This window comes from Actinoplanes sp. NPDC051537, from assembly GCF_055586105.1.
The window spans coordinates 112,827-138,106 of sequence record NZ_JBVJIU010000019.1 but is presented as its reverse complement, the minus strand read 5'-3'; the positions used below and the strand labels follow the sequence as shown (position 1 = coordinate 138,106).

23 protein-coding genes and 1 tRNA gene are annotated in these 25,280 nt (G+C 70.1%); 8 read left to right on the top strand and 16 right to left on the bottom strand.

Annotated elements, in window-relative coordinates:
• Positions 1–2 precede the first annotated feature (2 nt).
• Both ACZ6TB_RS38220 and ACZ6TB_RS38215 read left to right on the top strand, forming a co-directional pair.
• Positions 3–347, top strand: coding sequence for a hypothetical protein (locus ACZ6TB_RS38220; protein WP_465563232.1), 345 nt, complete (start codon positions 3–5; stop codon positions 345–347).
• A 1-nt stretch (position 348) separates the two neighbouring features.
• Positions 349–999, top strand: a complete 651-nt coding sequence (locus ACZ6TB_RS38215; protein ID WP_465563385.1) for an aminodeoxychorismate/anthranilate synthase component II — start codon at positions 349–351, stop codon at positions 997–999.
• 4 nt (positions 1,000–1,003) lie between these two features.
• Here the strand turns inward: ACZ6TB_RS38215 and pknB are convergent, their stop codons facing one another.
• The 7 genes from pknB to ACZ6TB_RS38180 form a co-directional block, all read right to left on the bottom strand.
• Positions 1,004–2,830: a Stk1 family PASTA domain-containing Ser/Thr kinase gene (gene pknB, locus ACZ6TB_RS38210; protein ID WP_465563229.1), complete on the bottom strand. Its 1,827-nt coding sequence runs from the start codon at positions 2,828–2,830 to the stop codon at positions 1,004–1,006.
• Positions 2,827–4,197 (bottom strand): serine/threonine-protein kinase, encoded by a 1,371-nt coding sequence (locus ACZ6TB_RS38205; RefSeq protein ID WP_465563226.1) that lies wholly within the window; start codon positions 4,195–4,197, stop codon positions 2,827–2,829. Before ACZ6TB_RS38205 ends, pknB begins: the two co-directional genes overlap by 4 nt.
• On the bottom strand, positions 4,198–5,691 hold the full coding sequence (locus ACZ6TB_RS38200) for a peptidoglycan D,D-transpeptidase FtsI family protein (protein ID WP_465563224.1): 1,494 nt from the start codon (positions 5,689–5,691) through the stop codon (positions 4,198–4,200).
• Positions 5,688–7,148 (bottom strand): FtsW/RodA/SpoVE family cell cycle protein, encoded by a 1,461-nt coding sequence (locus tag ACZ6TB_RS38195; protein ID WP_465563222.1) that lies wholly within the window; start codon positions 7,146–7,148, stop codon positions 5,688–5,690. Before ACZ6TB_RS38195 ends, ACZ6TB_RS38200 begins: the two co-directional genes overlap by 4 nt.
• Positions 7,149–7,224: 76 nt before the next feature.
• On the bottom strand, positions 7,225–8,604 hold the full coding sequence (locus ACZ6TB_RS38190) for a PP2C family protein-serine/threonine phosphatase (protein ID WP_465563219.1): 1,380 nt from the start codon (positions 8,602–8,604) through the stop codon (positions 7,225–7,227).
• Positions 8,601–9,083 (bottom strand): FHA domain-containing protein FhaB/FipA, encoded by a 483-nt coding sequence (locus ACZ6TB_RS38185; RefSeq protein ID WP_465563216.1) that lies wholly within the window; start codon positions 9,081–9,083, stop codon positions 8,601–8,603. The genes ACZ6TB_RS38190 and ACZ6TB_RS38185 overlap by 4 nt, the downstream gene beginning before the upstream one ends.
• Positions 9,084–9,088: 5 nt before the next feature.
• Positions 9,089–9,883 (bottom strand): FhaA domain-containing protein, encoded by a 795-nt coding sequence (locus ACZ6TB_RS38180; RefSeq protein WP_465563382.1) that lies wholly within the window; start codon positions 9,881–9,883, stop codon positions 9,089–9,091.
• Positions 9,884–10,074: 191 nt separating this feature from the next.
• On the opposite strand from ACZ6TB_RS38180, the gene ACZ6TB_RS38175 reads away from it, so the two are divergent.
• The 3 genes from ACZ6TB_RS38175 to ACZ6TB_RS38165 all read left to right on the top strand — a co-directional run bounded on the left by ACZ6TB_RS38175 (position 10,075) and on the right by ACZ6TB_RS38165 (position 12,058).
• Positions 10,075–10,157, top strand: a tRNA-Leu gene (locus tag ACZ6TB_RS38175).
• Between the two features lie 386 nt (positions 10,158–10,543).
• Positions 10,544–11,368 carry a WecB/TagA/CpsF family glycosyltransferase gene (locus ACZ6TB_RS38170; RefSeq protein ID WP_465563214.1) on the top strand — a complete coding sequence of 275 codons (825 nt, stop codon included), beginning with the start codon at positions 10,544–10,546 and terminating at the stop codon, positions 11,366–11,368.
• 93 nt (positions 11,369–11,461) lie between these two features.
• Positions 11,462–12,058 (top strand): hypothetical protein, encoded by a 597-nt coding sequence (locus ACZ6TB_RS38165; protein WP_465563212.1) that lies wholly within the window; start codon positions 11,462–11,464, stop codon positions 12,056–12,058.
• 9 nt (positions 12,059–12,067) lie between these two features.
• Here ACZ6TB_RS38165 and ACZ6TB_RS38160 read toward each other — a convergent pair whose 3' ends face one another.
• The 3 genes from ACZ6TB_RS38160 to ACZ6TB_RS38150 all read right to left on the bottom strand — a co-directional run bounded on the left by ACZ6TB_RS38160 (position 12,068) and on the right by ACZ6TB_RS38150 (position 13,737).
• Complete coding sequence (locus tag ACZ6TB_RS38160) at positions 12,068–12,517, bottom strand: hypothetical protein (protein ID WP_465563210.1); 450 nt, start codon at positions 12,515–12,517, stop codon at positions 12,068–12,070.
• A 150-nt stretch (positions 12,518–12,667) separates the two neighbouring features.
• Positions 12,668–12,892 (bottom strand): DUF397 domain-containing protein, encoded by a 225-nt coding sequence (locus ACZ6TB_RS38155; RefSeq protein ID WP_465563208.1) that lies wholly within the window; start codon positions 12,890–12,892, stop codon positions 12,668–12,670.
• Positions 12,856–13,737 carry a helix-turn-helix domain-containing protein gene (locus ACZ6TB_RS38150; RefSeq protein ID WP_465563205.1) on the bottom strand — a complete coding sequence of 294 codons (882 nt, stop codon included), beginning with the start codon at positions 13,735–13,737 and terminating at the stop codon, positions 12,856–12,858. The genes ACZ6TB_RS38155 and ACZ6TB_RS38150 overlap by 37 nt, the downstream gene beginning before the upstream one ends.
• Before the next feature lie 387 nt (positions 13,738–14,124).
• Between ACZ6TB_RS38150 and ACZ6TB_RS38145 the strand changes: the two genes are divergently transcribed.
• Complete coding sequence (locus tag ACZ6TB_RS38145; protein ID WP_465563203.1) at positions 14,125–14,421, top strand: hypothetical protein; 297 nt, start codon at positions 14,125–14,127, stop codon at positions 14,419–14,421.
• A 3-nt stretch (positions 14,422–14,424) separates the two neighbouring features.
• Here ACZ6TB_RS38145 and ACZ6TB_RS38140 read toward each other — a convergent pair whose 3' ends face one another.
• Positions 14,425–15,264 (bottom strand): PASTA domain-containing protein, encoded by an 840-nt coding sequence (locus ACZ6TB_RS38140; RefSeq protein WP_465563201.1) that lies wholly within the window; start codon positions 15,262–15,264, stop codon positions 14,425–14,427.
• Between the two features lie 145 nt (positions 15,265–15,409).
• Between ACZ6TB_RS38140 and ACZ6TB_RS38135 the strand changes: the two genes are divergently transcribed.
• The gene (locus ACZ6TB_RS38135) at positions 15,410–16,906 is read left to right on the top strand and encodes a Hansenula MRAKII killer toxin-resistant protein 1 (RefSeq protein ID WP_465563198.1); all 1,497 of its coding nucleotides are present in this window, start codon (positions 15,410–15,412) and stop codon (positions 16,904–16,906) included.
• Here ACZ6TB_RS38135 and ACZ6TB_RS38130 read toward each other — a convergent pair.
• Positions 16,903–18,381 carry a glutamate-cysteine ligase family protein gene (locus tag ACZ6TB_RS38130; RefSeq protein WP_465563195.1) on the bottom strand — a complete coding sequence of 493 codons (1,479 nt, stop codon included), beginning with the start codon at positions 18,379–18,381 and terminating at the stop codon, positions 16,903–16,905. The two genes, ACZ6TB_RS38135 and ACZ6TB_RS38130, sit on opposite strands and share 4 nt — an antisense overlap.
• Before the next feature lie 166 nt (positions 18,382–18,547).
• Positions 18,548–19,126 carry a YceI family protein gene (locus ACZ6TB_RS38125; protein WP_465563192.1) on the bottom strand — a complete coding sequence of 193 codons (579 nt, stop codon included), beginning with the start codon at positions 19,124–19,126 and terminating at the stop codon, positions 18,548–18,550.
• Between the two features lie 105 nt (positions 19,127–19,231).
• On the opposite strand from ACZ6TB_RS38125, the gene ACZ6TB_RS38120 reads away from it, so the two are divergent.
• A complete protein-coding gene (locus tag ACZ6TB_RS38120; RefSeq protein WP_465563189.1) occupies positions 19,232–19,723 on the top strand; it encodes a MarR family winged helix-turn-helix transcriptional regulator in 492 nt (163 codons plus the stop codon).
• A 270-nt stretch (positions 19,724–19,993) separates the two neighbouring features.
• Here the strand turns inward: ACZ6TB_RS38120 and ACZ6TB_RS38115 are convergent, their stop codons facing one another.
• The 3 genes from ACZ6TB_RS38115 to ACZ6TB_RS38105 all read right to left on the bottom strand — a co-directional run bounded on the left by ACZ6TB_RS38115 (position 19,994) and on the right by ACZ6TB_RS38105 (position 25,236).
• Positions 19,994–22,435, bottom strand: coding sequence for an ATP-binding protein (locus ACZ6TB_RS38115; RefSeq protein ID WP_465563186.1), 2,442 nt, complete (start codon positions 22,433–22,435; stop codon positions 19,994–19,996).
• Between the two features lie 100 nt (positions 22,436–22,535).
• Positions 22,536–23,693 carry an acyl-CoA dehydrogenase family protein gene (locus ACZ6TB_RS38110; protein WP_465563183.1) on the bottom strand — a complete coding sequence of 386 codons (1,158 nt, stop codon included), beginning with the start codon at positions 23,691–23,693 and terminating at the stop codon, positions 22,536–22,538.
• A gap of 13 nt (positions 23,694–23,706) precedes the next feature.
• A complete protein-coding gene (locus tag ACZ6TB_RS38105; RefSeq protein WP_465563180.1) occupies positions 23,707–25,236 on the bottom strand; it encodes an acyl-CoA carboxylase subunit beta in 1,530 nt (509 codons plus the stop codon).
• Positions 25,237–25,280 lie beyond the last annotated feature (44 nt).

Here is a 25,280-nt window from a genome sequence, read left to right as displayed (position 1 = left end):
CGATGTACGCCTGGATCTGGCGCAAGCTCCCGTTCGGCATCTGGGGCAAGCTGACCGGCTCGGTCGGCCTCGCCGCCGCGACCGTCGCGCTGCTCTGGTACGTGGTCTTCCCATGGGCCACCCCGCTGCTCCCGTTCGACGACGTCCAGGTCGGCTCGGGCACCCAGCAGGGTCCGGCCCAGGAGGACCCCAACGTGATCTCATCGGACAGCGCCGACGGCAGCGACAACGCTCCGGACGAGGTCCCGTACAGCACCGAGTCCAACGCCCCTCACCCGTCGGCAACCTTCAAGCTGCCCAAGGCGACGAAGACGACCTCCGGCGGCAACGTCCTGCCAGGTGACTGACGTGCGCATCCTCGTGATCGACAACTACGACTCGTTCGTCTTCAACCTGGTGCAGTACCTCGGCCAGCTGGGCGCGGAGTGCGAGGTGCGGCGCAACGACGAGATCAGCGTGGCCGACGTCGGCACCTTCGGCGCCTCCGGGATTCTGCTTTCACCGGGGCCGGGCACACCGGAACGCGCCGGCATCATGCTGGACGTCATTCGCGCGTACGCCGGAAAAGTCCCGATGTTCGGGGTCTGTCTCGGGCATCAGGCCTTCGGCGCGGCGTTCGGCGCGACGGTGACGCGAGCGCCCGAGCTGTTGCACGGCAAGACGTCCGAGGTGCGGCACAACGGCCAGGGCGTGTTGGCGGGTCTGCCCGATCCGTTCACGGCCACCCGGTACCACTCGCTGGCCGTCGTGCCCGAGACCCTGCCCGACGAGATCGAGGTGACCGGCCGCACCGAGTCGGGCGTCGTGATGGCCATGCGCCACCGCACGCTGCCGATCGAGGGCGTGCAGTTCCACCCCGAGTCGGTGCTCACCGAGGGCGGCCACACCATGCTGGCGAACTGGCTCGCCTCGTGCGGCCTGCCCTCCGCGCTGGAGAAGGCGCCGCCGCTGGCCGCCGAGGTCGAGGCCCGGCGGCGAGCGGCGTTCGCCACCGCTTAGCCGGTCAGTCGCGCCGGATGATCGCGGCGGCCTGGTCGATGACCGCGCCGCCACCGCCGCCACCGTTGCCCGGCGTCCCGGTGTCGGTCGGCGTCGGGTCGCCGCTGGGCTGACCCCCGTCGTCCACCACCGTGATCGTGACCTTGTCACCCTTCTCGACGATGGTGCCTTCCTTGGGGTTCTGGTCGATGACCGTCCCCGGCTGCTTGGTCGGGTCGGTGACGCGGTTCGTGCTCACGTTGAACGAGCCGGCCTGGTCGAGCAGCGCCAGCGCGACGTCCTCGGTCTTGTTGACCACCCCGGGCATCTTGACCCGGTTCTCCTTGGAGATGCTCACCGTGATCGTCGTGCCGGGCTGGACCTTGTCGCCGGCGTTCTGCACGTCGGTGACCGTGTCCAGCGGCTTGTCGCTCGACACCGACTTGAACTTCACGTTCAGACCGGCGTTCTTGAGCTGCTGCTCGGCGTTGTCCTTGGTGCCGCCGACCAGGTTCGTCGGCACCAGCACCTTGTCGGGCGCGTTGCAGAGCTGGTACGAGACCTGCTGATCCACGGGGATCGTCGAGTTCGGCGCCGGGTTCTGCTTGACGACCTTGCCGTCGCAGTCCTCGCCGGTGCGCGGCGCGTCGGGCTGCACGTTCGTGAGCTTCTGCTGGTCGAGCAGCTGCCGGGCCTGATCGTCGGTCTTGCCGACGAGGTTGGGCATGACCGCCGAGGCGGTGGTCGGCTGGGTGCCCTTGTCGGTGCCCTTGTCGCCGCCGCGCGACATCGCCAGCGCAACGCCGAGCACGACCACGACCAGCACGCCGAGGCCGGCGAGCACCGCCATCACCCACGACGAGCGCTTCTCCGGTGGCCGCGGCGGCATGCCCTGGACCGAGCGCTGCATGGTGGTGGCGGCCTGCGGCTGCCACTGCCGGGTCGCCTGCTGGCCCTGCAGCGCCATGGTCTCGGCCTGGCTCATCACCGGGGTGGCCATGACCGGGCGGCCGGAGACGGCGCGCAGCGCGTCGGCCCGCATCTCCTGGGCGCTCTGGTAGCGGTTCACCGGGTTCTTGGCGAGCGCCTTGAGCACGATCGCGTCGACGTCCCGCGGCACCTCGGGGTTGATGTCGCTGGGCGCCCGCGGATCCTCCCGGACGTGCTGGTACGCCACGCTCACCGGGCTGTCCCCGACGAACGGCGGGTGGCCGACCAGCAGCTCGAACAGGACGCAGCCGGCCGCGTACACATCGGATCGCGCGTCGACGGCCTCGCCCCGCGCCTGCTCGGGTGAGAGGTACTGCGCGGTGCCGATCACGGCACTGGTCTGCGTCATCGTGGTGGCGCCGCTGGCCAGGGCCCGGGCGATGCCGAAGTCCATCACCTTGACCTGGCCGTTCGGCGTGATCATCACGTTGCCGGGCTTGATGTCCCGGTGGATGATCCCGTGCCGGTGGCTGAACTCCAGCGCGGCGCAGATGTCGGCGATGATCTCGAGAGCCCGGCGCGGCTGGATACGCTGCTCCTGGGCCAGGACCTCCTTGAGGGTCTGTCCCTTGACGAACTCCATGACGATGAACGGCAACTTCTCGCCGGTCGACGAGATCTCTTCGCCGGTGTCGTAGACCGCGACGATCGCCGGGTGGTTGAGCGCCGCGGAGTTTTGCGCCTCGCGCCGGAACCGCTCCTGGAAGGTAGCGTCGCGGGCCAGGTCGGTGCGCAGCATCTTGATGGCCACGTCGCGGCCGAGCCGGAGGTCGCGCCCCCGGTGCACCTCGGCCATGCCGCCGTAGCCCAATAGCTCGCCGACCTGATACCTGCCACCGAGCAGGCGGGCCTGGGCCGTCATAGCGTCTGTCGTCCTTCGTTAGCTCGGTTCCAGCCGGGGCCGACGCCCGCCTGTCTGGTTAGACGGTACGACGCCGCCAACGGTTCACCGTCGGCGGTGCCCGTGTGGATGACCGCCGCGGAGGCGGGCCGGCCGAGTGCGCCGTTGCCGCCGTTGTTCTGCTTGCCCTGCTTGTAGAGGAACGAGATGACGCCGGCACAGAGCAGGACCAGCAGGGCCAGCACCACGGCCAGCACGATCAGCACCTGCCGCCCGGCCGAGCTCTCCGGCTTGGCCGCCGGCGCCGGCTGGACCGGCGCGTACGGCGGCCGGTACGGCTGCTGGGACTGAACCGGCGGTCCCGACGGCACCGAGGCCGGGGGCACCGACGCGGCCCCGCGTGCGCCCGAGACGGGTCGCGGCACCGGAGGGTACGGCGGGCGGGCGGTGCCCGTGATGGGCGAGCCGGCCGCGCCGGGCATCGGGGCGCCGGACGGCGGGCGCGGCGCCGGGCTGACCGGTCCGCCGGAGGCGCGTACGGGCTGGCCGGCGGGCTGCTGTGCGGTGGCGGCGAGGGCCTGCGCGGCCTGGCGGGCGACCGCGGCCATCGACGAGGCCGACGGCCAGCGGGCGGCCGGGTCCTTGGCCAGGGCACGTTCCACGATGACGCGCACCGAGGGCGGGATGTCCGCGGGCAGCGGGCGCGGCGTCTCGCGTACGTGCTTCATCGCGATCTCGATCGGCGTGGCGCCGTCGAACGGGCGGTGGCCCGAGAGGCACTGGTACGCGACGACGCCGAGCGCGTACACATCGGAGGCCGGCGTGGCCACGTCGCCGGAGGCCTGCTCGGGCGAGATGTACGACGCCGTGCCGAGCACCGACCCGGCCACCGTGAGCTGGCCGACCAGGGCCGAGCGCGCGATGCCGAAGTCGGTCAGCACCAGCGTGCCGTTCGGCCGTACGAGAAGATTGCCGGGTTTGACGTCCCGGTGGATGATCCCGTTCGCGTGTGCCGCCTGTAGCGCGTCCGCCGCCTGGGCGATCAGCGCCATCGTGCGCGCCGGGGTCAGCCGGCCGACCCGGCTCAGCGTGCGGGAGAGCGCGTCGCCCTCCACGTACTCCATGACCAGGAACGCGAGCTGCTCGTCGCTGCTGTAGTCGTAGACGTCGACGACCCCGGGGTGGTTGATCGTGGCCATGGTGCGCGCCTCGCCGCGGAACCGCTCGGCGAAGCCGGGCTCGTCGAGCAGCGCCGGCAGCAGGATCTTGACGGCGACCGTCCGGCCCAGCACCTCGTCGGTGCCGCGCCACACGTCGCCCATCCCGCCGCCCGCGATCCGCTCGTCGAGGCGATAGCGGCCGCCGAGGGTCACCCCAGGGCTGATCATTCAGTCCCCTTTTCCGGCCGCGGCCTTCATGATGAGCCCGGCGATCCGGGCGGCCTCGCCGCTTGCGTGACTGCCGGGCACGTTCTCCAGCATGACGCAGACCGCCGAGACGGGCTCACCCTTGTCGTTGAAGGCGAAGCCGATGAACCACCCGTGCGGGTCGGCGCCGACCGCGTTCTGCGCCGTGCCGGTCTTGCCGCCGACCTCGAACCCGCTGATCTTGGCCTTCTTGCCGGTGCCGTTCTCGACGACGCTGACCATCATTTCCTTGAGGTCGCCGGCGACGCTCGAGGTGATCGGGGTGCGCAGCGTCTTCGGGTCGGCGCTGTAGATCGTCCGGCGGTCGGGGCTGAGCAGCTTCTGCACCAGGTAGGGGCGCATCTGCTTGCCGCCGTTGGCGACCGTGGCCGCGATCAGCGCGCCCTGCATCGGGGTCATCCGCACGTCGCGCTGGCCGATCGAGGACTGGGCCAGGGCGCCCTTGTCGACGCTGCCGTCCGGGTTGGCGATCTCGCCGGTGCGGCTCGCCGCCACCGGGAGGCCGTCGCCCTCGAGGTTGCCGACGGTCAGCTTCTCGTCCTCGAAGCCGAACGCCTTCGCCATGTTGACGACCTTGTCGCGGCCGAGCTTGACGCCGAGCTTGGCGTACCCGGTGTTGCAGCTCTCGGTCAGCGCCTCCTTGAGCGTGACCTGGCTGCCCGGGCAGACCTCGTCCTCGTCGTTGCGGATGACCGCGCCGCTCTCCTTGTAGATCGTGCCGGCCGGGATCTCGGTCTCGGGCGTCATGCCGTCGGTCAGGGCCGCCGCCGAGATGATCGTCTTCATCGTCGAGCCGGGCGGCAGCGTCTCCTGCGTGGCCCGGTTCAGCAGCGGGTTGTCCTTGTCCTTCAGGAGCTTCTGGTACGCCGCCGCGGCCGCCTTCACGTCATGGCTGGCGAGCGGGTTCGGGTCGTAGCTCGGCATCGAGACCATGGCCTGCACGGCGCCCGTGCGCGGGTCGATCGCGACCGCCGCGCCCTTGGTCGCGCCGCGCTCGTTGTTCGTCAGCTCCTTGAACGCCGTCTCCTGGGCCGACGTGCTGAGCGACAGGATGACGTTGCCGCCGCCGGTGTTGTTGCCGGTGAACATGTCCTTCACCCGGTCGGCGAAGAGCTTGTCGCTCTCCCCGGAGAGGAACTCGTCCTCGCTGTTCTCGATCCCGGTGGCGCCGAGGTTGACCGGCCGGTACCCGATGACCGGCGCATAGGCCTGCTTCTTGGGGTACGTCCGCAGGTAGGTCAGCTCGTCGTCGGTGGCCTCGCTCTTGGCCAGAGCCTTGCCGTCCGCCTCGATCACGCCGCGGGCGCGCTTGTACTCGGCGACGACCACGCGACCGTTGTAGTCGCTGGTGCGGTAGTCGTCGGCCTTGTAGGCCTGGACCCAGTTCAAGTTCGCGAAGAGCAGGCCGAACAGGACGAGGATGACCACGCCGGCCCGTCGCAGGGGTGCGTTCACGGCTTGATCACCTCCGTCATGGCGCCGTGCAGTTGGGTGGGTGCCTTCTTCGGCCCGGGGCCGGAGCGGTCCGTGCCGCCACCGCTGTTCGCCGGGCCGCGCGCCGCGTTGGAGATCCGCAGCAGCATCGCGATCAGCAGCCAGTTCGCCATCAACGAGGAACCACCCGCCGAGAGGAACGGTGTGGTCTGGCCCGTGAGCGGAATCAGTCCGGTGATGCCACCCAGGATGACGAAGACCTGCAAGCCCAGGGTGAACGCGAGGCCGCCGGCGACGAGCTTGCCGAACGAGTCGCGCACGCCGAGGGCCGCGCGCAGGCCACGCTCGACGATCAGCAGGTAGCAGACGAGCAGGGCGGCGAGGCCGAAGAGCCCGATCTCCTCACCCATGCCGGCGAAGATGAAGTCGGTACGCACCTCGGGCACCAGGCCCGGCGAGCCGGCGCCGGGACCGGAGCCGAACAGGCCGCCGGTGCCGAGCGCGAGGAGGCCCTGCACGAGCTGGTAGCTGCCGCCGACCCGGTCGTAGTTGGCCCGCGAGAACGGGTCGAGCCAGATCGACGCGCGGTCGTAGAAGTTGGCGAACGGGCCGCCGACCGCGTCACCCAGCAGGTACGCCGTGTAGACGCCGCCGAAGAACAGCAGCAGACCGATGATCAGCCAGCTGGCCCGCTCGGTCGCCACGTAGAGCGTCACCACGAACAGGCCGAAGTACAGCAGCGCCGTGCCCAGGTCCTTCTCGAAGACCAGGACCAGGAGGCTGAGCAGCCAGACCGTGACGACCGGGCCGAGGTCGCGGCCGCGCGGGAAGTCGATGCCGAGGAACCGCTTGCTCGCCAGCGACAGCACCTCGCGCTTGCGCACCAGGTAGTAGGCGAAGAACGAGACCAGCGCCAGCTTCGCGAACTCACCGGGCTGGATCGAGAACGCGCCCAGCTTGATCCACAGCTTCGCGCCGTTGACCTCGGAGAGGCTGGCCGGGAGCACGGCCGGCAACATCACGAGCACGATGCCGACCAGGCCCAGGGTGTACGCGTACCGCGAGACCACCTTGTGATCGCGCACCACCAGCAGCAGGATGGCGGCCAGGATCAGCGCGCCCAGGGTCCAGGCGAGCTGCCGGCCGCCGGTCCCCGCGAAGATCCCGGGGATCGCCTGCTTGTTGGAGATCGCGCGGGCGATGTCGAGCCGGCGCAGGAAGGCCACGCCCAGCCCGTTGATCAGCGCGACCGCCGGGATGAGCACCGGGTCGGCGTAGGGCGCCGTGAACCGCACCACGAAGTGCAGGCCCAGGAACAGCGCGCCGAGCAGCGCCGCCGGGATCCAGAACGTGGTGTGGATCGTGCCGAACTGGTTCGCCTCGACGGTCGCGGCGTAGATCGCCACCAGCGACATCGCGAAGGCGAGCAGGCCCAGCTCGGCGTTGCGGTGGGTCTTCATTCCCGGGATACGCGACATCTCACCCGTGGAAGCGGGCGAAGGGGCCGGTACGGCGGGCGCGGTCAAGACATCCCCAGACGTTGTCGAGCGACGGTCAGTTGACGGTCCGGCACGCCGCCGGATCGTCAACCGGCGGCGCGCTCTCGGAGCCCTGCGCGGGCGGCGTGCTGGCAAGCGTGGCGGGCGTGGACGCGCCGGCCGCCGGCACCGTGGCCGTCGGTGACGCCGAGGCGTTCGCGGACGGCGCCGAGCAGAGCGGCTTGAGGTTCGGGTTGGACGGGTCGTCGGCGGTCAGCTGCGCGAGGGTCTGCGCGGCGTCGGTCCGGTTCTCCGCGTGGATGCCCTGTTTGACCCGCTCCTGCGCGACGGCCGTCAGGTCGTCGAGCCGGGCCGGGCTGGTCTCGTTGACGCTCGACAGGTCGAGCCCCGCGATCTGCCCCGGCACGCCGCGGAATATCGCTATCTGACCGGCGTCGGTCGCACCCACGTAGTACTGGTCCTGGGTGTAGTTGTAGCCCAGCCAGAGGCCGCCGCCGAGCACCGCGAGCAGCGCCAGCACGAGGAGCGTGGTGCGCACCGGGTGGCCCTTGGGCGCCGGCTCCCGGTCGTAGTCGGCCTCCTGCTGCATGGGCTGCGCCGGCCGCGGAGCCTGCAGCGCCGCGGCCCGGGCCGCCGACGTCGAAGCATCCGCCACCGTGGTGTTGCCCCGGTCGAGAGCGGCCGCGCCACCCACGATCGGCGTCTGCTCCATGATGTCGGTGTCGATCGCGTCGGCGATCACGACGGTGATGTTGTCGGGGCCGCCGCCGCGCAGCGCGAGCTGCACCAGCCGCTCGACGCAGGCCTGCGGGTCGGTGATCTCCCGCATCGTCTGCCCGATCGTCTCCGAGCTGACCACGCCGGAGAGGCCGTCGCTGCAGATCAGATAGCGGTCGCCGGCCAGCACCTGGCGGACCGAGTACTCGGGGTCGATGTCGCGCCCGTCGAGCGCGCGGGTCAGCAGCGACCGTTGCGGGTGGCTGCTGGCCTCCTCGGGGCTGACCCGACCCTCGTCCACGAGCATCTGGACGTACGTGTCGTCCTTGGTGATCTGGGCGAACTCGCCCTTGCGAAGGAGGTAGGCCCGGCTGTCGCCGATGTGCACCATGCCGAACTTGCTGCCCGAGAAGAGCACCGCGGTAAGCGTGGTGCCCATGCCCTCGAGCTGCGGGTTGGCGTCGACGGTGTCCCGCAGGTGCTGGTTGGCCTGGCCGACGGCATGACGCAGCGCGTCGACCAGGGCGTCACCGGGGACGTCCTCGTCGAGCGGCGCCATCGCGGCGATGACGATGTTGGAGGCGACGTCTCCGGCGGCCATCCCGCCCATCCCGTCCGCGACAGCAAGCAGTCGCGGCCCGGCGTAGAGGGAGTCCTGGTTGAGGTCTCGGATCAGACCGCGGTCGCTCTGAGCGGCATAGCGCAGGGTCAGGGTCATGGCCGTAACTCGAGAGATGTGCGACCGATCCGGATCGGTACGCCAAGGGGGACGGGAGTAGGTCCGGAGACCTTACCGCGGTCGAGATAGGTCCCGTTCGTCGAGCCGAGATCCTCGACGAACCACTGGCCGTCCCGCGGCATGAGCCGGGCATGCCGGGCCGAGGCGAAGTCATCCGTGATGATCAGCGTGGAATCCTCCGCCCGACCGATAGTGATCGGAATGTCACCCAGCGTAATGCGCGTGCCGGCCAACTGGCCGGCCGTCACCACGAGCTGCCGTGCGGCCTTACCGCGCTTCGCCTTGGCCGGCCGGCCCTGGATCACCGCGCCACCCACCCCCCGAGGGCTGGCGACGATGCTCTTGGACCGGACCCCCGCGAAAAGATCCCGCCGGATCACCCCGACCACCGTGAACACGAAGATCCACAGAAGGATGAGGAAGCCGAACCGGGCGACGGTGAGGACGAATTCGGGCAAGGTGCCTAGCCGTCCACTCGGAACGTCAGCGTGGTGGTGCCCAGCTGGATCATGTCGCCCGGGTTGAGCGCCACGGCGGAGACCCGCTGGCCGTTCACCATCGTGCCGTTCGTCGATCCCAGGTCGGTCAGGACCACCTGGTTGCCGTCGTAGTCCAGCCGGGCGTGGCGCCGCGAGATGCCGACGTCGGGCAGGCGAAGGTTCGCCTGGTCGCCGCGGCCGATCACGGTCGAGCCCATCTGGAGCGGGTAGGTCCGGCCGTCGCCGGAGACCAGGCCCACACCACGGCCGTTCTGGCCGCCGCCACCGTGCGGCTGGTAGCCGCCCTGGTGCTGCTGCTCGTACGGCGGGTACTGCGGGCCGGCGTCGTATGCGGGCTGCTGAACCGGCGCCACCTCGCCGCCCGTGTAGACCTCGGCCGTGACCCGGAACATGCCCGTGTCCAGGCCCTCGCCCCGCTCGATCTCGACGATCACATCGCCGTAGACCGTCCACGCCTGCTCGCCGATGAACTCGGCTTGCGACTGCGCGAGCTCCTGGGCCAGCGCGGCGGCGTAGGGCGCCAGCCGGCTGTGGTCATAGGGCGAGAGGTCGATCACGTAGCGATTCGGCACCAGCGTGCGGCCACCGGCGAGGATGGCCTTGTGTGCTTCGGCCTCCCGCTGCATGGCATTCAGAATCTCCACAGGGTGAACTACACCCTTGAACACCTTCGCGAAGGCCCCTTCAACCAGGCCTTCCAATCGCTTCTCAAAGCGCTGCAGCACGCTCACCGGCTCCTCCTCGGCTTCCGAGGACATGATGGTATCCGGCCGCCGCTTGCGCATCTCTAGCTCAGGACGACCGGCACTTCTGACCCTCGTATGACCCCCGTCAACGCCGTGCTAATCTTCCCTGGCGTTGCGGGCGTTAACAACTCGCTTGGTGACGTGCGACAGCGTAGTCTGTCGCAGCCAGTAACAAGAAGTTGGCCTAGCAGCCAACTTGCCACGGGGATGTGGCGGAATGGCAGACGCGCACGGTTCAGGTCCGTGTGTCCGAAAGGACGTGGGGGTTCAACTCCCCCCATCCCCACCGAGTGCCGGGGGCCCTTGTCCGCAGAATGCGCGGACCGGGGCCCTCGGTCATGTCTGCTCCGGGGGCCTAGCCCCCGGACTCCCCCAAGGTCGGGCTGGCGCTGCGCGCGACGCGGGGTGGTCACGCTTGTCTAACGAGTCGGAGTCGCCGTGTGGTTCTGCACACACGAACCATCACATAACCGGTGCGGTGGCGCACTTCGAGACGTGGCTCACTCGAAAGGGATGTGTGGGGGTTGCGGTGGGGCGGGGTATGCGTGAGGCTTGCGCGACCCTGTAACGCTTGGCGACTGGACGACGGGGCGTCGTCGAACGGGTGAAATGGACACCGCGGGCTATGCTCGTCGGTGGTTTTTGGTCGTCGGAGCCTGGAGTGTCGTTGTTGTGACCGTCGCACGTGCCGGGGTTGGCCAGGGGAAACGTAGCGTTCTTGGGGTTCTTGTCGACGTCACCGACTACTCCGACGCGACCGAGCGGATCATGCAGGCCGCCCGCGATCGGCGGGGGTACGCGGTCACCGCGCTCGCGGTGCACGGCGTGATGACCGGGGTGCAGGACAAGGCGCACAACGCGCGGCTCAACTCGTTCGATCTCGTCACGCCCGATGGGCAGCCGGTGCGGTGGGCGCTCAACCTGCTGCACAAGGCCGGGCTCACCGATCGCGTCTACGGGCCGACGCTGACCCTCAAGGTGGTCGAGCGGGCCGCGGCCGAGGGGCTTCCCATATATCTGTACGGGTCGACCGAGCCGACGCTGGAACGGCTGGTGCCCGCGCTCGAGGAGATGTTCCCGGCGCTGAAGATCGCCGGCGTGGAGGCGTCCAAGTTCCGGGCCTCGCAGGACGGCGAGCCGGTGGAGATCGCCGAGCGGATCAAGGCGTCCGGCGCGCGCATCGTGCTGGTCGGCCTGGGTTGCCCGCGACAGGAGGTCTTCACGTACGCGATGCGGCCCCTGCTCGACATGCCGCTGCTCGCCGTCGGCGCCGCCTTCGACTACCACGCCGGCCTGTTGAAGAACCCGCCCGCCTGGATGCAGAAGTACGCGCTCGAGTGGCTCTGGCGTCTCGGCCTCGAGCCCAAGCGGCTCTGGAAGCGGTACGTGCTGCTGAACCCGGCCTACCTGACCCGGCTCGCGGCGCAGAAGCTCGGCGTGTGGAAGGCCACACCGCCGGCGCCCGCCACCGAGCCGGTCGAGCGATTCGCCGTATAGGTCCGCACATAAGGGGTCCACAAAGGCCCCTAGGGGTTTGGGTCCGGTGATAACCCGGTTTCCCTATTCGGAGCGCGGGAGAAGGCTGGCGCTGTGGACATCGCAGCGAACCTCATCCTCGCCGGCGCGCTCGCCGTGGCCTGGCTCGCCGCCGGCCTCGTCGCCGACGCCCTCCCGAGCGTGAGCACGGCCCGTGAGCTGCGCCGCCGCGCCGGCATCCTCACCATGCTGATCGCCGCCGGGGCCGCCGTGTTCGTCGCGGTGCCGCTGGTCACCTGGCTCATCCCGGGCGACTCCTCGGCCGCGCCGGCCGCCCTGCTCCCGGCCGTTCCCGCGCTGCTCGCCCTGACCGTCGGCGTCCGCCGGCTCGGTCAGGTCCGGCGCGGAGCGGGCGCCTTCGCGACCGCGCCGCACACTCCCGTCCCGCCGGCCCTGCGCGCGGCCGCCGCGCACCCGCTGGTGCTGGTGCCGTTGCAGGTCACCGGCCTCGCCGCGATCGCCGGCCTGCCGATCGCGGCCGGTCTCGTGCACGTGCCCGGCAGCGACGTCGCGGGCATCGCGGCCACCGTGATGGGCGCCGCCGTCGTGGCGATCGGCATCCGGGCCGCGGTCCGGCACAGCCGGCTCAGCCTGCAGGCCCTGGCGCCGATCGGCCGCGGCCGTCCGCGGGTGCCGGTCAGCACCCGCTGATCGGCCGGGTCAGTTCTTCTTGGCTTCCTGCACGTAGAGGAGCTCGAGGATCGATCGAGCCGCCTCGAACCACCGGTCCAGCCAGTCCGACGGCGGCAGGGTCCCGCGCGCCGGCAGCTCCAGCAGCAGCCCGCGCAGCAACGGGTGGTCGGCCATCGACTGCGAGCTCGAGTCCGGCCAGCCCGACGACGGGAAGACCGGTTCGGTCAGTGCCGGCAGGTCCAAGGACGGGAGCTGCGGCGCCCGGTCCAGCGCGCCGGTCGGCTCGATGCTGTGCGACCGTCCCGGCGACCGGGTCGGCAGGCCGTTGCTCCCGGCCCGCGACATCAGCTCGGTCTCGCCGCTCTCGCCGGAAAGCGAGACGTCGCGCCGGTTCTGCCGGTACGCGCTCACCCCGCCGCTGAACCGGTCCTGCGCCGTCGCGGAGCCGTTGCTGAGGTTGTCGGATCCAATAGTCATGTGTCTGCCTTGCCTCGCTCGGAGATGTCCCGGCCGTCGGCGCGGACCGGTCCGCGCTTGTGCCGTTCAACGAGGCGAGCCCGAAAATGACTACGGCCGACCCGCCCGCGGACCGCGGGCAAGCCGGCCGTCACCGGACATATCGCGAGGTCAAAGGTCGAACTCGCCGTCCTTGGCACCGCCCACGAACGCATCCCACTCGGCGGCCGTGAAGATCAGGGCCGGGCCGCTCGGGTTCTTGGAATCCCGGACCGCGATGGCCGCGTCGACGAACGCCACCTCGACGCAGTTGTCCGAGTTGGGACCGCTGCGCGTGCTCTTGAACCACTGTGCCCGGGTCAGATCGATCCGGAAACCCTTCGCTTCGACTTCCACAATGGCTCCTCTACCAACATTTCAATCATCTCGATGGACTCCTCCGGCGGGAGGGCCGTCGCCCGGACAGCGTCGAAGATGGAGATGTACTTGCGGAGCTCATCGGCCTTCTCGAGAAACAGGCCCCCGGTCGCGTTGTCGATGAACACCACATCCGCGTCTCCTTCCTCCTCGAACTCGAGGATCACGAACGTTCCATCCATGCCGGCATGCGCACCGGCCGCGAACGGCAAGATCTGTAACGTGACGTTCGGCAAGCGGGCGGCCTCGATCAATTTGGCCAATTGATCACGCATGACCGCGTCGCCACCGACCGGCCGACTCAGCACCGCCTCATCGAGCACCACCCGAAGATCGATCGGATCGTCCAAAATCAATAACGCCTGTCTTTGCATCCGGACACGGACACGTTGCTCTATTTCCCGCTCCGAGTCATCCAGCCGCGCGCCCCGAATTAGGGCAATTGCATACTCTTCCGTCTGGAGGAGGCCGGGGACGAGCTGTTGCTCGTACACGCGAATGGATCTTGCGGCCGTCTCGAGGCCGACATATGCGCCGGTCAGGACCGTGGAATAGGGATGCCACCAGCCTTTTTGCCGAGCCTCGCGAGCTATTTGGACGAGTTCTGCCTTGATCGAGTCTTCGACGCCGTAAATGTCCAATATGTTCTGAACATCGCTGGGTGAAGCACTGGTATGTCCCGTCTCAATTCTGGACACTTTGGACGTCGAGCAGCCCAGCCGCTCGGCCACGACGTCGATCGTCACCCCCGCGGCTTCCCGGTGCCGTCGCAACTCGACGCCGAGCCGCCGCCGGCGAATGGTGGGACTCCGGTGCTGATTCACTTGTCCAGTCTCTCTGTCGATCATTTAATCGTTCAAGACGGCACGGGCCGAAGACCAACAATCACGGAAGGCTGACATGCAACTTGCATCGACACGACTCGTGGTGCAATCTTTCGGTATGGCCCGCGTCACTGCGCACCATCGGGTGATGGGGGCCAGTTCCGGCTCGGAGCACCAAAACAGAGCCGTTTACGGGGTGTCGGACAACCGGCCGTCCATGGTGGACTGATCCACTAAATGACGCTCGGTGAGATCGGCAACGGTGACGTTCCGCAACGCTTTTGGTGATTGGCATTGCCATGAGCTTGCAATGGTGTTTTGAGCGGGCACACTATGTGCTTCCGTGTCAAGGTTCACCCCGAGACAAGTTCCAGGGCAGGAGATGACGTGCTTCCTCGGTCCGGTGATGTCATACACGTGACGAAGGCAGCGAGCGTCCAATTCGCGGCGTCGATGCTCTTCCGGGTCATCCGGGTCCACGACTGGCCGACGTACGAAGGTTGGATCTGGCTCGACGGCTACGAGCTCAACTCGGCGGGGGACGCGGTAGAGCGACGTTCGATCTTCGTTCAGGTCAGCGGCCTGCGCGCGGTGGGCAAGGCGCCCGACCCGCGGGCGCGCAACGGCCGTCAGCCCGGGGTGGTGTCGGGCACGATCCCACGCTCTGTGCGTACCAACCGATAACGTTCAGTTACCAGCCGTGGCGGTTCCGGTACTCGTCGCGGTAGCTGTCGGTGTGGTCGTCGCCGTCTGCGGTTGCGAGACCACGATGGTGACTCGCGTGTCCGGTGGGACTTCCTGCCCCTCCGCCGGATCACTGTCGATCACCGTTCCCTCCGGCGCCGCCGTGCTGTTGCGATAGAGAACGCGATACCGCAGGCCGCTGCGATCCAGCGCCGCCCGCGCCTCGGCCAGCGACAGTCCGCGCAGCGCCGGCACGAGCACCTCGGTCGTGGTCGGCTCGGTCGTGGTCGGCGAGACCGACGGGGTCGTGGTCGTCGGCTCGCTCGACGGCGCGGTCGTGGTCGGCGGCGCGCTGCTCGGCGCGGTCGTCATCGTCGTCGCCACCGTGCTGGGCGTCGTCGCGGGTCCGGGCTCGTCGTCGGCGTTCTGCATGATCACGTAGACGCCCCAGCCCAGCAGGGCGAGCAGCACCAGCACGATGATCCCGATGAGGATCGGCATCCACCATCGATCGCGCTGACCCGGCGCGGCCACCGGCACCGGATCGTCCGACCAATCGGTGTCGTATCCGGGCCGCGCGGGCTGCGGCGCGCGCACCTCGGCCCGCCCCGACCAAGCCGATTTGGCCCGGCTCGCCGCCCAGTCGTCCTCGGCGGCCGGCATGACCGACGTCGCGTCATCGGGCTGCGGCGTCACCCGGGTCGCGTCATCGGGCTGCGGCGTCACGCGAGTGGCGTCATCGGGCTGCGGCGTCACGCGGGTCGCGTCATCCGACTTCGACGGCGGCGTCGCGCGTGTGGCGTCATCACCCGTCACCCGTGTCTCGTCGCTCTCGTCGGACATGCCCGCCCCTCCGCGTGTTTCACCCGCACGGGTCAACGTACTCAATCTTGAGGGTCTTGGGTTCCCCGGACCGGACAACACCCACCCGGTTTGACCACCGACGATGGATTAGCAGGTATAGGCAGTGACCGCTACAGTGCCCCGCATGGCCGACAGGGGCTGGACATCAGAGGTGGCCACCGCGGCCGGAGTCGCCGCGGGAACGGGCGCCGCGCAACTGGGTCTGGGCTACGGCCTGGGCGTCATCGTCTGGCCGGTGGCCGTTACGCAGGATCGCAGTGAGTGGCTGGGCAGCCTCGGCTGGGCCACGTGGATCACCGCGAGCGCCACCGTCTTCGGCGCCGTCATCGCGAGCAGGCTGGGTGGGGAGCGATCCGGCGGAGGTCGGCGGGCACTTCTCGCGATCTCAGCGGGGGTCGGCGCTCTGGTGGCCGTCGCGCTGATCGCGCTGCCGGCTCGTTCGGCCGTACGGCTGGACGCGCACTCGCCGCAAGCAATAGCGGCGGGTTATGCGTTGGTCGGCGTCGTCCTGGGCGTTCTGGTGGCCTACTGGGCCGTGACCTCCCGCCCGGTCGCCGCCAACCTCATCGCGACCGCCGCCTGGTTGTGGGCGCTGGCCATCACCGCGATCATCGCCGAGCTGTCGGTGAACCGCGACTCCGCCACGTACCTGACCAGCTGGCAGTTCGCCGGCGCCACCGACGGCGTCCGGTACGGCGTCATCTACTGGCCGAGCGCCGTGCTGACCCTGGCCGCCGCCTTCCTGATCGGCGTGATCGCCGTGGTCCCGGCCGTCCGCCGGGGCGACGTCGGCCTCGGCGCCGCCACCTCGGGCGCCGTCGGCCCGCTGCTGGTGGCCGCCTCGTTCCTGGCCCTCTCCCCGCGCCTGACCGACAGCCTCGGCCCGATCGAGTCGGCCTACCTGATCGCTCCCTACGCGGTGCTGGCCGGCCTGGCCGGCTCGGCCCTGACCGTGACCGCCGGAAAGTCCCTGGCCACCCGCACGGTCGACGACGCCGAGACCGCCGGCGAGCCCGAAGCGCCGCCGAAGGCGACCAACCCCACCGGCCGCGTCAAGGTCCCGGCCCAGCAAAAGGCCGAGCCCGAGCAGCCCCACCGTCAGCCGGCCGAGCCGACGTCGGCCGGGCCCACGTCGGCCGAGCCCAAGACAGCCGAGCCCAAGACAGCCGAGCCCAAGACAGCCGAGCCCAAGACAGCCGAGCCCAAGACAGCCGAGCCCAAGACAGCCGGGCCCACGCCGGCCGGGCCCACGTCGACCGGGCCAACACCGACCGCGGCGGCCCGCCCCGCGCCGACGCCGCGCCCGGTGAGCGGTCCGAAGCCCGACCCGACCCCGGCCTCCTCGTCGACGACCCGCACCCCGAACGCGCTCACCGACCCGCCGCGCGCCCCCGAGCCGGTCACCGCCCCGCCCAAGGCCCCGAAGCCGGCGACCGCCCACCCCGGCGCCGACGGCAACGACGCCGACCCGGAGATCGCGGCCGCCGCCCGCACCGGCCGACTGCGGGGAAGGAAGGCGGCGGCCAAGGCCCCGGCCGAGCCCCCGGAACCGAAGTCGACCGTGACCCCACCGCCGTCGATCCCGACGATCGCCCGGATCAACCCGCCGCCCGAGAGCTAGTCGGTGGGCCAGGTGTGCACGGGCTCGTTGCTCTGCTGAAGGGCCCAGTACCGCAACACCATGTCGTGCAGGGCGGCCTGGCGCGACAGCCCGCGACGCAGCTCGGCCGCGCACACGGCCTCGGTCTGCCAGGTGGCGCCGTTCCGGCCCAGCCGGCAGCGCTCATCGATGATGCCCAGCAAACGGTCCCGATGGGTGGGATCGACGCCGAAGCGGTCCAGGCCACGCTCGGCCTTGGGCAGCAGAACCGAGCGGACCAAGTCGGTCACCGGCACCTCGCCGAGGCCGGGCCAGTGCATGATCGCGTGGATGCCGTCGCGGGCGCCGCGGTGGAAGTTGTCCTCGGCGGCGGCGAACGGGAGCTGCGACCAGATCGGGCGCTCCTCGTCGGCGAGCTGCCGGATCAGGCCGAAGTAGAAGGCCGCGTTCGCCACCAGGTCGACGACCGTCGGGCCGGACGGGAGCACGCGGTTCTCCACCCGCAGGTGGGGACGGCCGTTCATGACGTCGTAGACCGGCCGGTTCCAGCGGTAGACCGTGCCGTTGTGCAGGCGCAACTCGCCGAGGCGGGGCACGCCACCGCCGTCGAGCACCGGTATCGGATCTTCTTCGTCCATGATCGGGAGCAGCGGCGGAAAGTAGCGGGCGTTCTCCTCGAAGAGGTCGAAAACCGACGTGATCCAGCGTTCGCCGAACCAGACCCGCGGGCGTACACCCTGAGCTTTCAGTTCGTCCGGGCGCACGTCGGTGGCCTGTTCGAACAGCGCGATCCGCGTCTCGGCCCACAGGCGCCGGCCGAGGAAGTACGGCGAGTTCGCCCCGATCGCCACCTGCATCCCGGCGATCGCCTGCGACGCGTTCCAGTGCTGCGCGAACCGGTCCGGCGGCACCTGGAGGTGGAACTGCACGCTGGTGCACGCGGCCTCGGGAACGATCGAGTCGCTGGCGCTCTGCAGCCGCTCGACGCCCCGGATGTCGACGTGGAACTGCTCGCCGCGCGCGCCCACCATCTCGTCGTTGAGCAGGCGATATCGGTGGTTGGCGGAGAGGTTGGCCAGCACCAGGTGATCGGGCGAGAGCGTGGGCAGCATGCCGATCAGCACGAGGCCGCTCTCCGCCTTGGCGGCACGGTCGGCGGCGCGCCGCAGGGTTTCCAAGATCTCCCGCTCGTACGCACCCAGCCCGTCCCCCGAGATCGACCGGGGCGGTGCGTTGAGCTCGAGGTTGAACTTGCCGAGCTCGGTCTGGAAGGTCGGGTCGGCCAGGTGGTCGAGCACCTCGGCGTTGCGCATCGCGGGCTGCGCGTCGTCGTCCACGAGGTTGAGCTCGATCTCCAGCCCCGTCATCCCGTCGACGGCCTCGAACAGCGCGTCGTCGAGCATCCGCGCCAGCGCGTCGAGACAGCGGCGCACCTTGTGCCGGTAGGTAACCCGGTCCTCCGGCGCAAAGGCGATGGTTGAGAGATCCTTGCCCACTTACCCTCCCGGCATCGCCAGGGACGAAACGGACTTCGATCACCACCCTGTGAGCGAACGTGTGCGCTCGGTCCACCTTGCCATTACCCGGAAGGGAGCGCCAGACGACATCGAGCCGCCGTCCGGATGCTGGACGGCGGCTCGCATGTAGACAGTTCGCAGAGCGTCAGTCCTGGCGGACGGCCTCGCCCTCGATCTCGATCTTGATCTTCTTGCCGACCATGACGCCGCCGGACTCGAGGGCCATGTTCCAGGTCAGGCCCCACTCCTCGCGGTCGATCTCGGTGTGCGCGCTGAAGCCGAAGACACCCTTGCCGTACGGGCTGGTGGTGGCGCCCTCGAACTCGACGACCAGCTCGACCGGCTTGGTCACGTCCTTGATGGTGAGCTCGCCGTCGAGGACGAACTCGGCGCCGGCGTGCGACTTGATGCCGGTGCTGCGGAACTCGAGCGTCGGGTACTTCTCGGCCTCGAAGAAGTCACCGCTGCGCAGGTGGTTGTCACGGTCGACCTGGCCGGTCTCGATGCTGGCCGCGACGATCGACGCGGTGACCGAGGACTGCAGCGGGTCCTCGCCGATGGTGATGGTCGCGGTCGCCTCGGCAAACTGCCCGCGGACCTTGCTGACCATGAGGTGTCGCGCCACGAATCCGACGCGCTTGTGCGCGGCGTCGAGCTCGTAGGTGCCCGCGGCCGGGATCTGGAGACCCTCGAACGGACGGGTGCTGGCGACGGACTCGGTCATGACTGGTTCCTTCTTTCGAAGCGCTGGTGGCGGTGTTTGCGTGACACAGCAACTATAGCGTACGCAATATTCCGCTTGTCAAGTGTTTGCGGTAGGATCTCTTACGTGAGTACCGACCTTGATGACCCCCGCTTCACCGCGGTCGGCCTGTTCGCCGAGGCGTACACCGGCCTGACCGCACGTTTTGCCACACAGTTCGAGGAGCACCGCCTCTCCGCCGTCGAGTTCGAGGTGCTCATGCGCCTCGCCCGCTCCCCCGGCAGCCGCCTCCGGATGACCGATCTGGCCGGTCAGACCTCCCTCTCCACCAGCGGCGTCACCCGCGTCGTCGACCGCATGGACCGCGACGGCCTGGTCTGCCGCGAAGCCTGCCCGAGCGACCGCCGCAGCTCGTTCGCCGTGATCACCCCGGCCGGCCGGCAGCGCCTCGAGGAGGTTCTTCCCGGTCATCTCGCCCTCGTGCAGCAGTGGTTCATCGGTCAGCTGAGTCCTGACCAATTGTCCGGCATGCTCGATTCGCTGCGGACGATTCGCGATGCGGTCAACCCCTGCGCTACTGCCGGTAGCGAGGAGACAACTCAGGTCGAGGCCGCCTGAGCCCGGCAAACGCACAACCGGCAGAACTACCGGCAGAACCGCCGACTCGGGCGACTAAAAGGGACATATCCCCCGGGTAGCCGTGGCGGCCGCGGCTACTGTGATCAGCGCAAGGGGGATGCGGCGCGACCGAGGCGACGTACGGGGCTGACGGGGGAGCCTTCGTTCTCGCCGCGTTTACTGGTGGGGCGTTGCGACGGCCGGCGCGTGGGGGGCACGAACGCCGGCCGTCCGCGCCACACCCCAGAAGACCCTGGAAGACCCCCAGCCTCAGAAGTCGGGCCCGACCTTCTCCAGCTCTCGGGGCAACAGGGTGATTCCCCCCGATTCGCACAATTCGCGCAGTCGGCGCAGGGCGGTGACCCGCTCTTCCCCATCGGGCGTGCTGACGGCGAGGCCCACCAGCGCCTCGACGATGTCCCGCCGATCGTGCGCCCCGTCGTAGGCCTCCGCGGCCCGCGCGAAGCACTCGGCCGCGTGCTTCTGCTCGCCCTGTCGCAGCGCGATCGCCGCCTCGACCACGGCGGCCGGCCCGTCCGGCGCCAGCTCGTCGGGCAACCGCAGCCGGGCCAGCACCTCGAGCGCCTCGTTGACCCGCCCGGCCTCGGCCAGCGCCAGCCCGATCGTGGCCCGCAGCCGGCGCCGGTGGTTGGGGTCGCCGACCCGCTCGAGCTCGGGCATCGCGCTCCGGCCCAGCCGCTCGGCCTCGTCCGGCTTGCCCTCCAGCCGCGCCACCTCGGCCAGGTTGGCCAGCGCGAGGGCGCGCAACCGCTCCTCGCCGCACTGGCTGGCCAGGTCGTCCACGGCCGCGAGCCGCCGCCGGGCCGCGGCCAGGTCGCCCTCGCGGATCTCGTGCCAGGTCAGGTTGTTCTCGGCGACGGCCATGTCCCGGGTCTTGTTGTTTCGCCGGGCCAGGGCCAGGGACGCCTCGCCGTGCCGCCGGGCCCGGTCGTGGCCGCCGGTGGTCATGAAGAGCGCCGCGAGCTGGGTGTGCGCGGCGAGCTGCCCGCCGACCGAGTCGAGCCGCTCGAACTCGGCCACCGCCGCCGTCACCGTCCCGATCTCCTCGGCGCCGGCGCCGTGCTCGATCGCGAGCTGGGCCAGCCCAATCTTGGCCCAGGCCCGGGTCGCCGGGTCGGCGTCGGCCGTGCGCGGGTCGTCGAGCAGGCGGCGCAGCCACTGCCGGCCGCTGACGTCCCGCCCGCGGAAGCGCCACCAGCGGGGCAGCGCCGCGGCCAGGCGCAGCGCGGTGTGCGGATCTTCGCCGGCCGCGAACGCGAGCGCGGTGCCGAGGTCGCCGGAGACGTCGTCGAGGCGGGTCGCGGCCTCGGCCAGCTTGGTGCCGATCAGGTCGGGAGCGATCTGCTGGGCGAGGTCGGCCAGCACCAGGGCGTGGCGCCGCCGCGCCTCGGTGAGCTCGCCCTCGGAGGCCGCCCGCTCGGCCGCATAATCCCGGACGAACTCGAGCAGCCGGAACCGGACCGTGCGGCTGCCCCGCACGCTGACCAGGCCCAGCTCGAGCAGGCGGTCGAGCAGGTGCACCACGTCGGCGCCGTCGGTCTGCGCGCCCGCGGTGATCTGCTCGGCGAGCGCCAGCGACCAGCGGTAGCGAAACATCGCGAGCAGCCGCAGCGCGTGCTGCTCGCCCGGGTTGAGCAGGCGGTAGCTGGCGGCCACGGCGTCGCGCAGGGAGACGACCGCCTCCAGCGAGGCGCCCGCGGGCCGGTCGAGGTCGAGCACGCGGTCGCCGTAGCGGTTGAGGATCTCGGGCACGGTCAGGACGCGTCCCCGGGCCGCGGCCAGCTCGATCGCGAGCGGGAGCCCGCCGAGGCGGCGGGCGAGCGTGGCCAGCGGCGCGATCTCGTCGGGCTCGAGCGGGGTGCGGCGAACCCGGCCCAGTCGTTCGAGGAAGAGACCCACCGCCGGGTACGCCGCGACGGCCGTCAGCACGTCGGGCGTCTCGGCCGGCGGGGCGACCAGCGGGGCGAGCGGCCACACGCGCTCGGCCGGCAACCCGATCGGGTGGCGACCGGTCGCCAGGAAGCGCAGCGCCGGGATGCGGTCGAGCAGCCGGGCCAGCATCTCGGCGGTCGACTCGGCCGATCGCTCGACCGCGTCGACGAACAGCAGCGCGGCCCGTCCCGCGAACCGGCCGGCCAGGTCGTCGGGGTGGCCCACGCCGAACGCGGCGGCGATGCTGCCGAGCATCTCGCCGACCGACGAGCCGTCGGTGATCACGACGCCCGCGACCCCGCCGGGGTACGACTCGGCGACCCGGTGCGAGATGGCGACGGCGAGGCTGGTCTTGCCGACCCCGGCCATGCCGACCAGCGTCACGCCGCGCGGACCGTCGGCGGCGGTGAGCCGGGTGATCAGCTCGGTGACGTCGTCGTCACGGCCGATCAGCTCAGTGCTCGGCGGGATCTGGAGGAACGACGTCGGCGGCAGCGCCTCGTCGGCCGCCTGGCCGCGGGCGGCGGCCAGGAACGTCTCCCGATCGGGCCCGGACAGGCCCAGCGCGGCGGCGAGCAGCTCGACCGTGGTGCGCTGCGGCCGGGACGCGCGACCACGCTCGAGATCACGAACCGTGCGCACCCCGATCGCGGCCCGGGCGGCCAGCTCCTCCTGGGTCAGCTTGGCGCGCAGACGGTTCCGGCGCAGCACGATGTCGAAGCTCGAGCCGGTCGGGCCCGCTCCCTCGTCTGCCGCCATGGTCCGAACCTATGCACGTAAGTCCATACCGGCGAGCAGACATCCAACCGTGTCGGAAAGCGGACCGATCAGTAGCAGGCTTATACGAACTTTGTCCGAATTAGAGGCCGAGCCCGCGAGCGATCAACATGCGCTGGACCTCGGACGTTCCCTCGCCGACCTCGAGGATCTTCGCGTCCCGGTAGAAGCGTCCGACGGCCGACTCGTTCATGAAGCCGTAGCCACCGTGCACCTGGGTGGCGTACCGGCTGTTCTCCATGGCCGCGTTGCTCGCGTGCAGCTTGGCGATCGCCGCGTACCGCTTGAAGTCCTCGCCGGCCAGCATCCGGGCCGCGGCGTCGTAGTAGCCGAGACGAGCCGTGTGCGCCCGCAGCTCCATGTCCGCGATCATGAACTGGACCGCCTGGTAGTCGCCGATCGGGCGGCCGAAGGCGCTGCGCTCGTTGGCGTACTTCACCGACTCGTCGACGCAGCCCTGGGCGAGCCCGACGGCCAGCGCCGCGATCGCTATCCGGCCCTCGTCGAGGATGCGCAGGAACTGGGCGAAACCACGCCCGCGCGGTCCGAGCAGGTTGCCGGCGGGCACGCGTACGTCATCGAAGGAAAGCTCGTGGGTGTCGGAGGCGCACCAGCCGACCTTGGAATAGCCCGGCGCCACCGTGAAGCCCGGGGTGCCGGCCGGCACGATGATCGTGGAGAGCTCCTTCGAGCCGTCCGGGTTCGTGCCGGTCGCCGCCATGACGGTGACCAGCAGCGTGATGTCGGTGCCGGAGTTGGTGATGAACGCCTTGCTGCCGTTGATCACCCACTCGTTCGTCGACTCGTCGAGCACGGCCCGGGTGCTGATCGCGGCCGCGTCGGTGCCCGAGCCCGGCTCGGTGAGACCGAACGCGGCCAGACCCTCGCCGCTGGTCAGCCGGGGCAGCCACTGCTCCTTCTGCTCGGGCGTACCGAACCGGTAGATCGGCGTGGCGCCGAGCGAGACCCCCGCCTCCAGCGTCACCGCGAGCGAGCTGTCCACTCTGGCGAGTTCCTCGAGGGCGATGCAGAGCGTGAAGTAGTCGCCGCCCATGCCGCCGAACTCCTCGGCGAACGGCAGGCCGAACAGGCCCATCTTCCCCATCTGCCGCACGAGGTCGTACGGGAACGTCTTGTTCTCGTAGTGCTCGGCGATGACCGGCGCGACCTGCTCACGGGCGAAGTCCCGCACACTGGCGCGCAGCGCCTCCTGCTCCTCGTCGAGCCGGAAGTCGACCATGTTCCCACTCCTGTCAGACGGGCGTGACGCCGTGCCGGCGCCGGGAGAAGCCGCGCTCCTTGCCGCGCGCGGCGGCAAGTCGGCGGACGATTTCGGTGCGCAGGTCGGCCGGCTCGACGACCGTGTCGACGACCAGTTCGCTGGCCAGCCGCATGATGTCGATGTCGCGCTCGTACTCGGCGCGGCGCTCGGTCACGAAGGCGGCCCGCGCGTCGGGGTCCTCGATCGCGGCGATCTTGTTGGCGTAGACCGCGTTCACGGCGGCCTCCGCGCCCATCACCGCGATCTTGGCGGTGGGCAGCGCGATCGTGGCGTCCGGATCGAAGCCGGGGCCGCTCATCGCGTACAGGCCGGCCCCGTACGCCTTGCGGACCACCACGCAGATCTTGGGAACCGTGGCCTCCGAGACCGCGGTGATCATCTTGGCGCCGTGCCGGATGATGCCCTGCTTCTCGACCGCCGAGCCGACCATGAAGCCGGGCACGTCGGAGAGGAACAGCAGCGGCACATTGAAGGCGTCGCAGAGCTGGATGAAGCGGGTCGCCTTGTCGGCCGAGTCGACGAAGAGAACGCCGCCCTTGAACATCGAGTTGTTGCCGATGACGCCGACGACCTCGCCGTTCATCCGGGCGAACCCGATCGTGAGCTCCCGGGCCCACAACGCCTGGATCTCGAAGAACGAACCGGCGTCGACCAGGCCCTTCACGTACCGCCGCATGTCGAAGGCCTGCCGCTCGCTGGCCGGGACCAACGCGCCGAGATCCACCCCCGCCGGCTCCTCGGCCCGCGTCGCGGGCGGCTGCTGCTCCCAGTTGGCGGGCAGGTAGGAGAGGTAGCGACGGACGGTGTCGAGCGCCTCGGGCTCGGTCTTGCAGAGGAAGTGACCGACCCCGGACTCGGCGCAGTGCACGCGCGCGCCGCCCATGGCCTCGAGCGTCGTCTTCTCCCCGGTGACCATCTCGACCATGCGGTCGGACCCGAGGTACATGCTGGCGTTGCCCTCGACCATGATGACCACGTCGCAGAACGCCGGGATGTACGCGCCGCCGGCCGCGGACGGGCCGAAGAGGGCGCAGACCTGCGGGATCGAGCCCGAGGCCCGCACCTGGGTGTGGAAGATCTTGCCGGCGCCCCGGCGACCCGGGAAGAGATCGACCTGGTCGGTGATCCGGGCGCCGGCCGAGTCGACCAGGTAGACCATCGGCACGCCGTACTGATAGGCGCGCTCGATGACTCGGATGATCTTCTCGACCGTGCGGGCGCCCCAGGAGCCGGCCTTGACCGTGGAGTCGTTGGCCATGAGGCAGACGTCGCGGCCGTCGATCCGGGCGGTTCCGGTGATCACACCATCCGCCGGGAGTCCGTCGGCAAGACTGTTGGCGTAGAGCCCGTCCTCGACGAACGAGTCCTCGTCGACCAGCAGCGCGACCCGCTCGCGGGCGAACAGCTTGCCCTTGGCCGCGTTGGCCTCGTGGTAGCGCTCCGCGCCGCCGGCCAGCACGCGCTTGCGGACCTGCGCGAGCGCCTCGTCGTCGATGGTCAACTTCGGTCCCTCCCGAGGCCCTTAACGACCGTTAGGAACTTAAC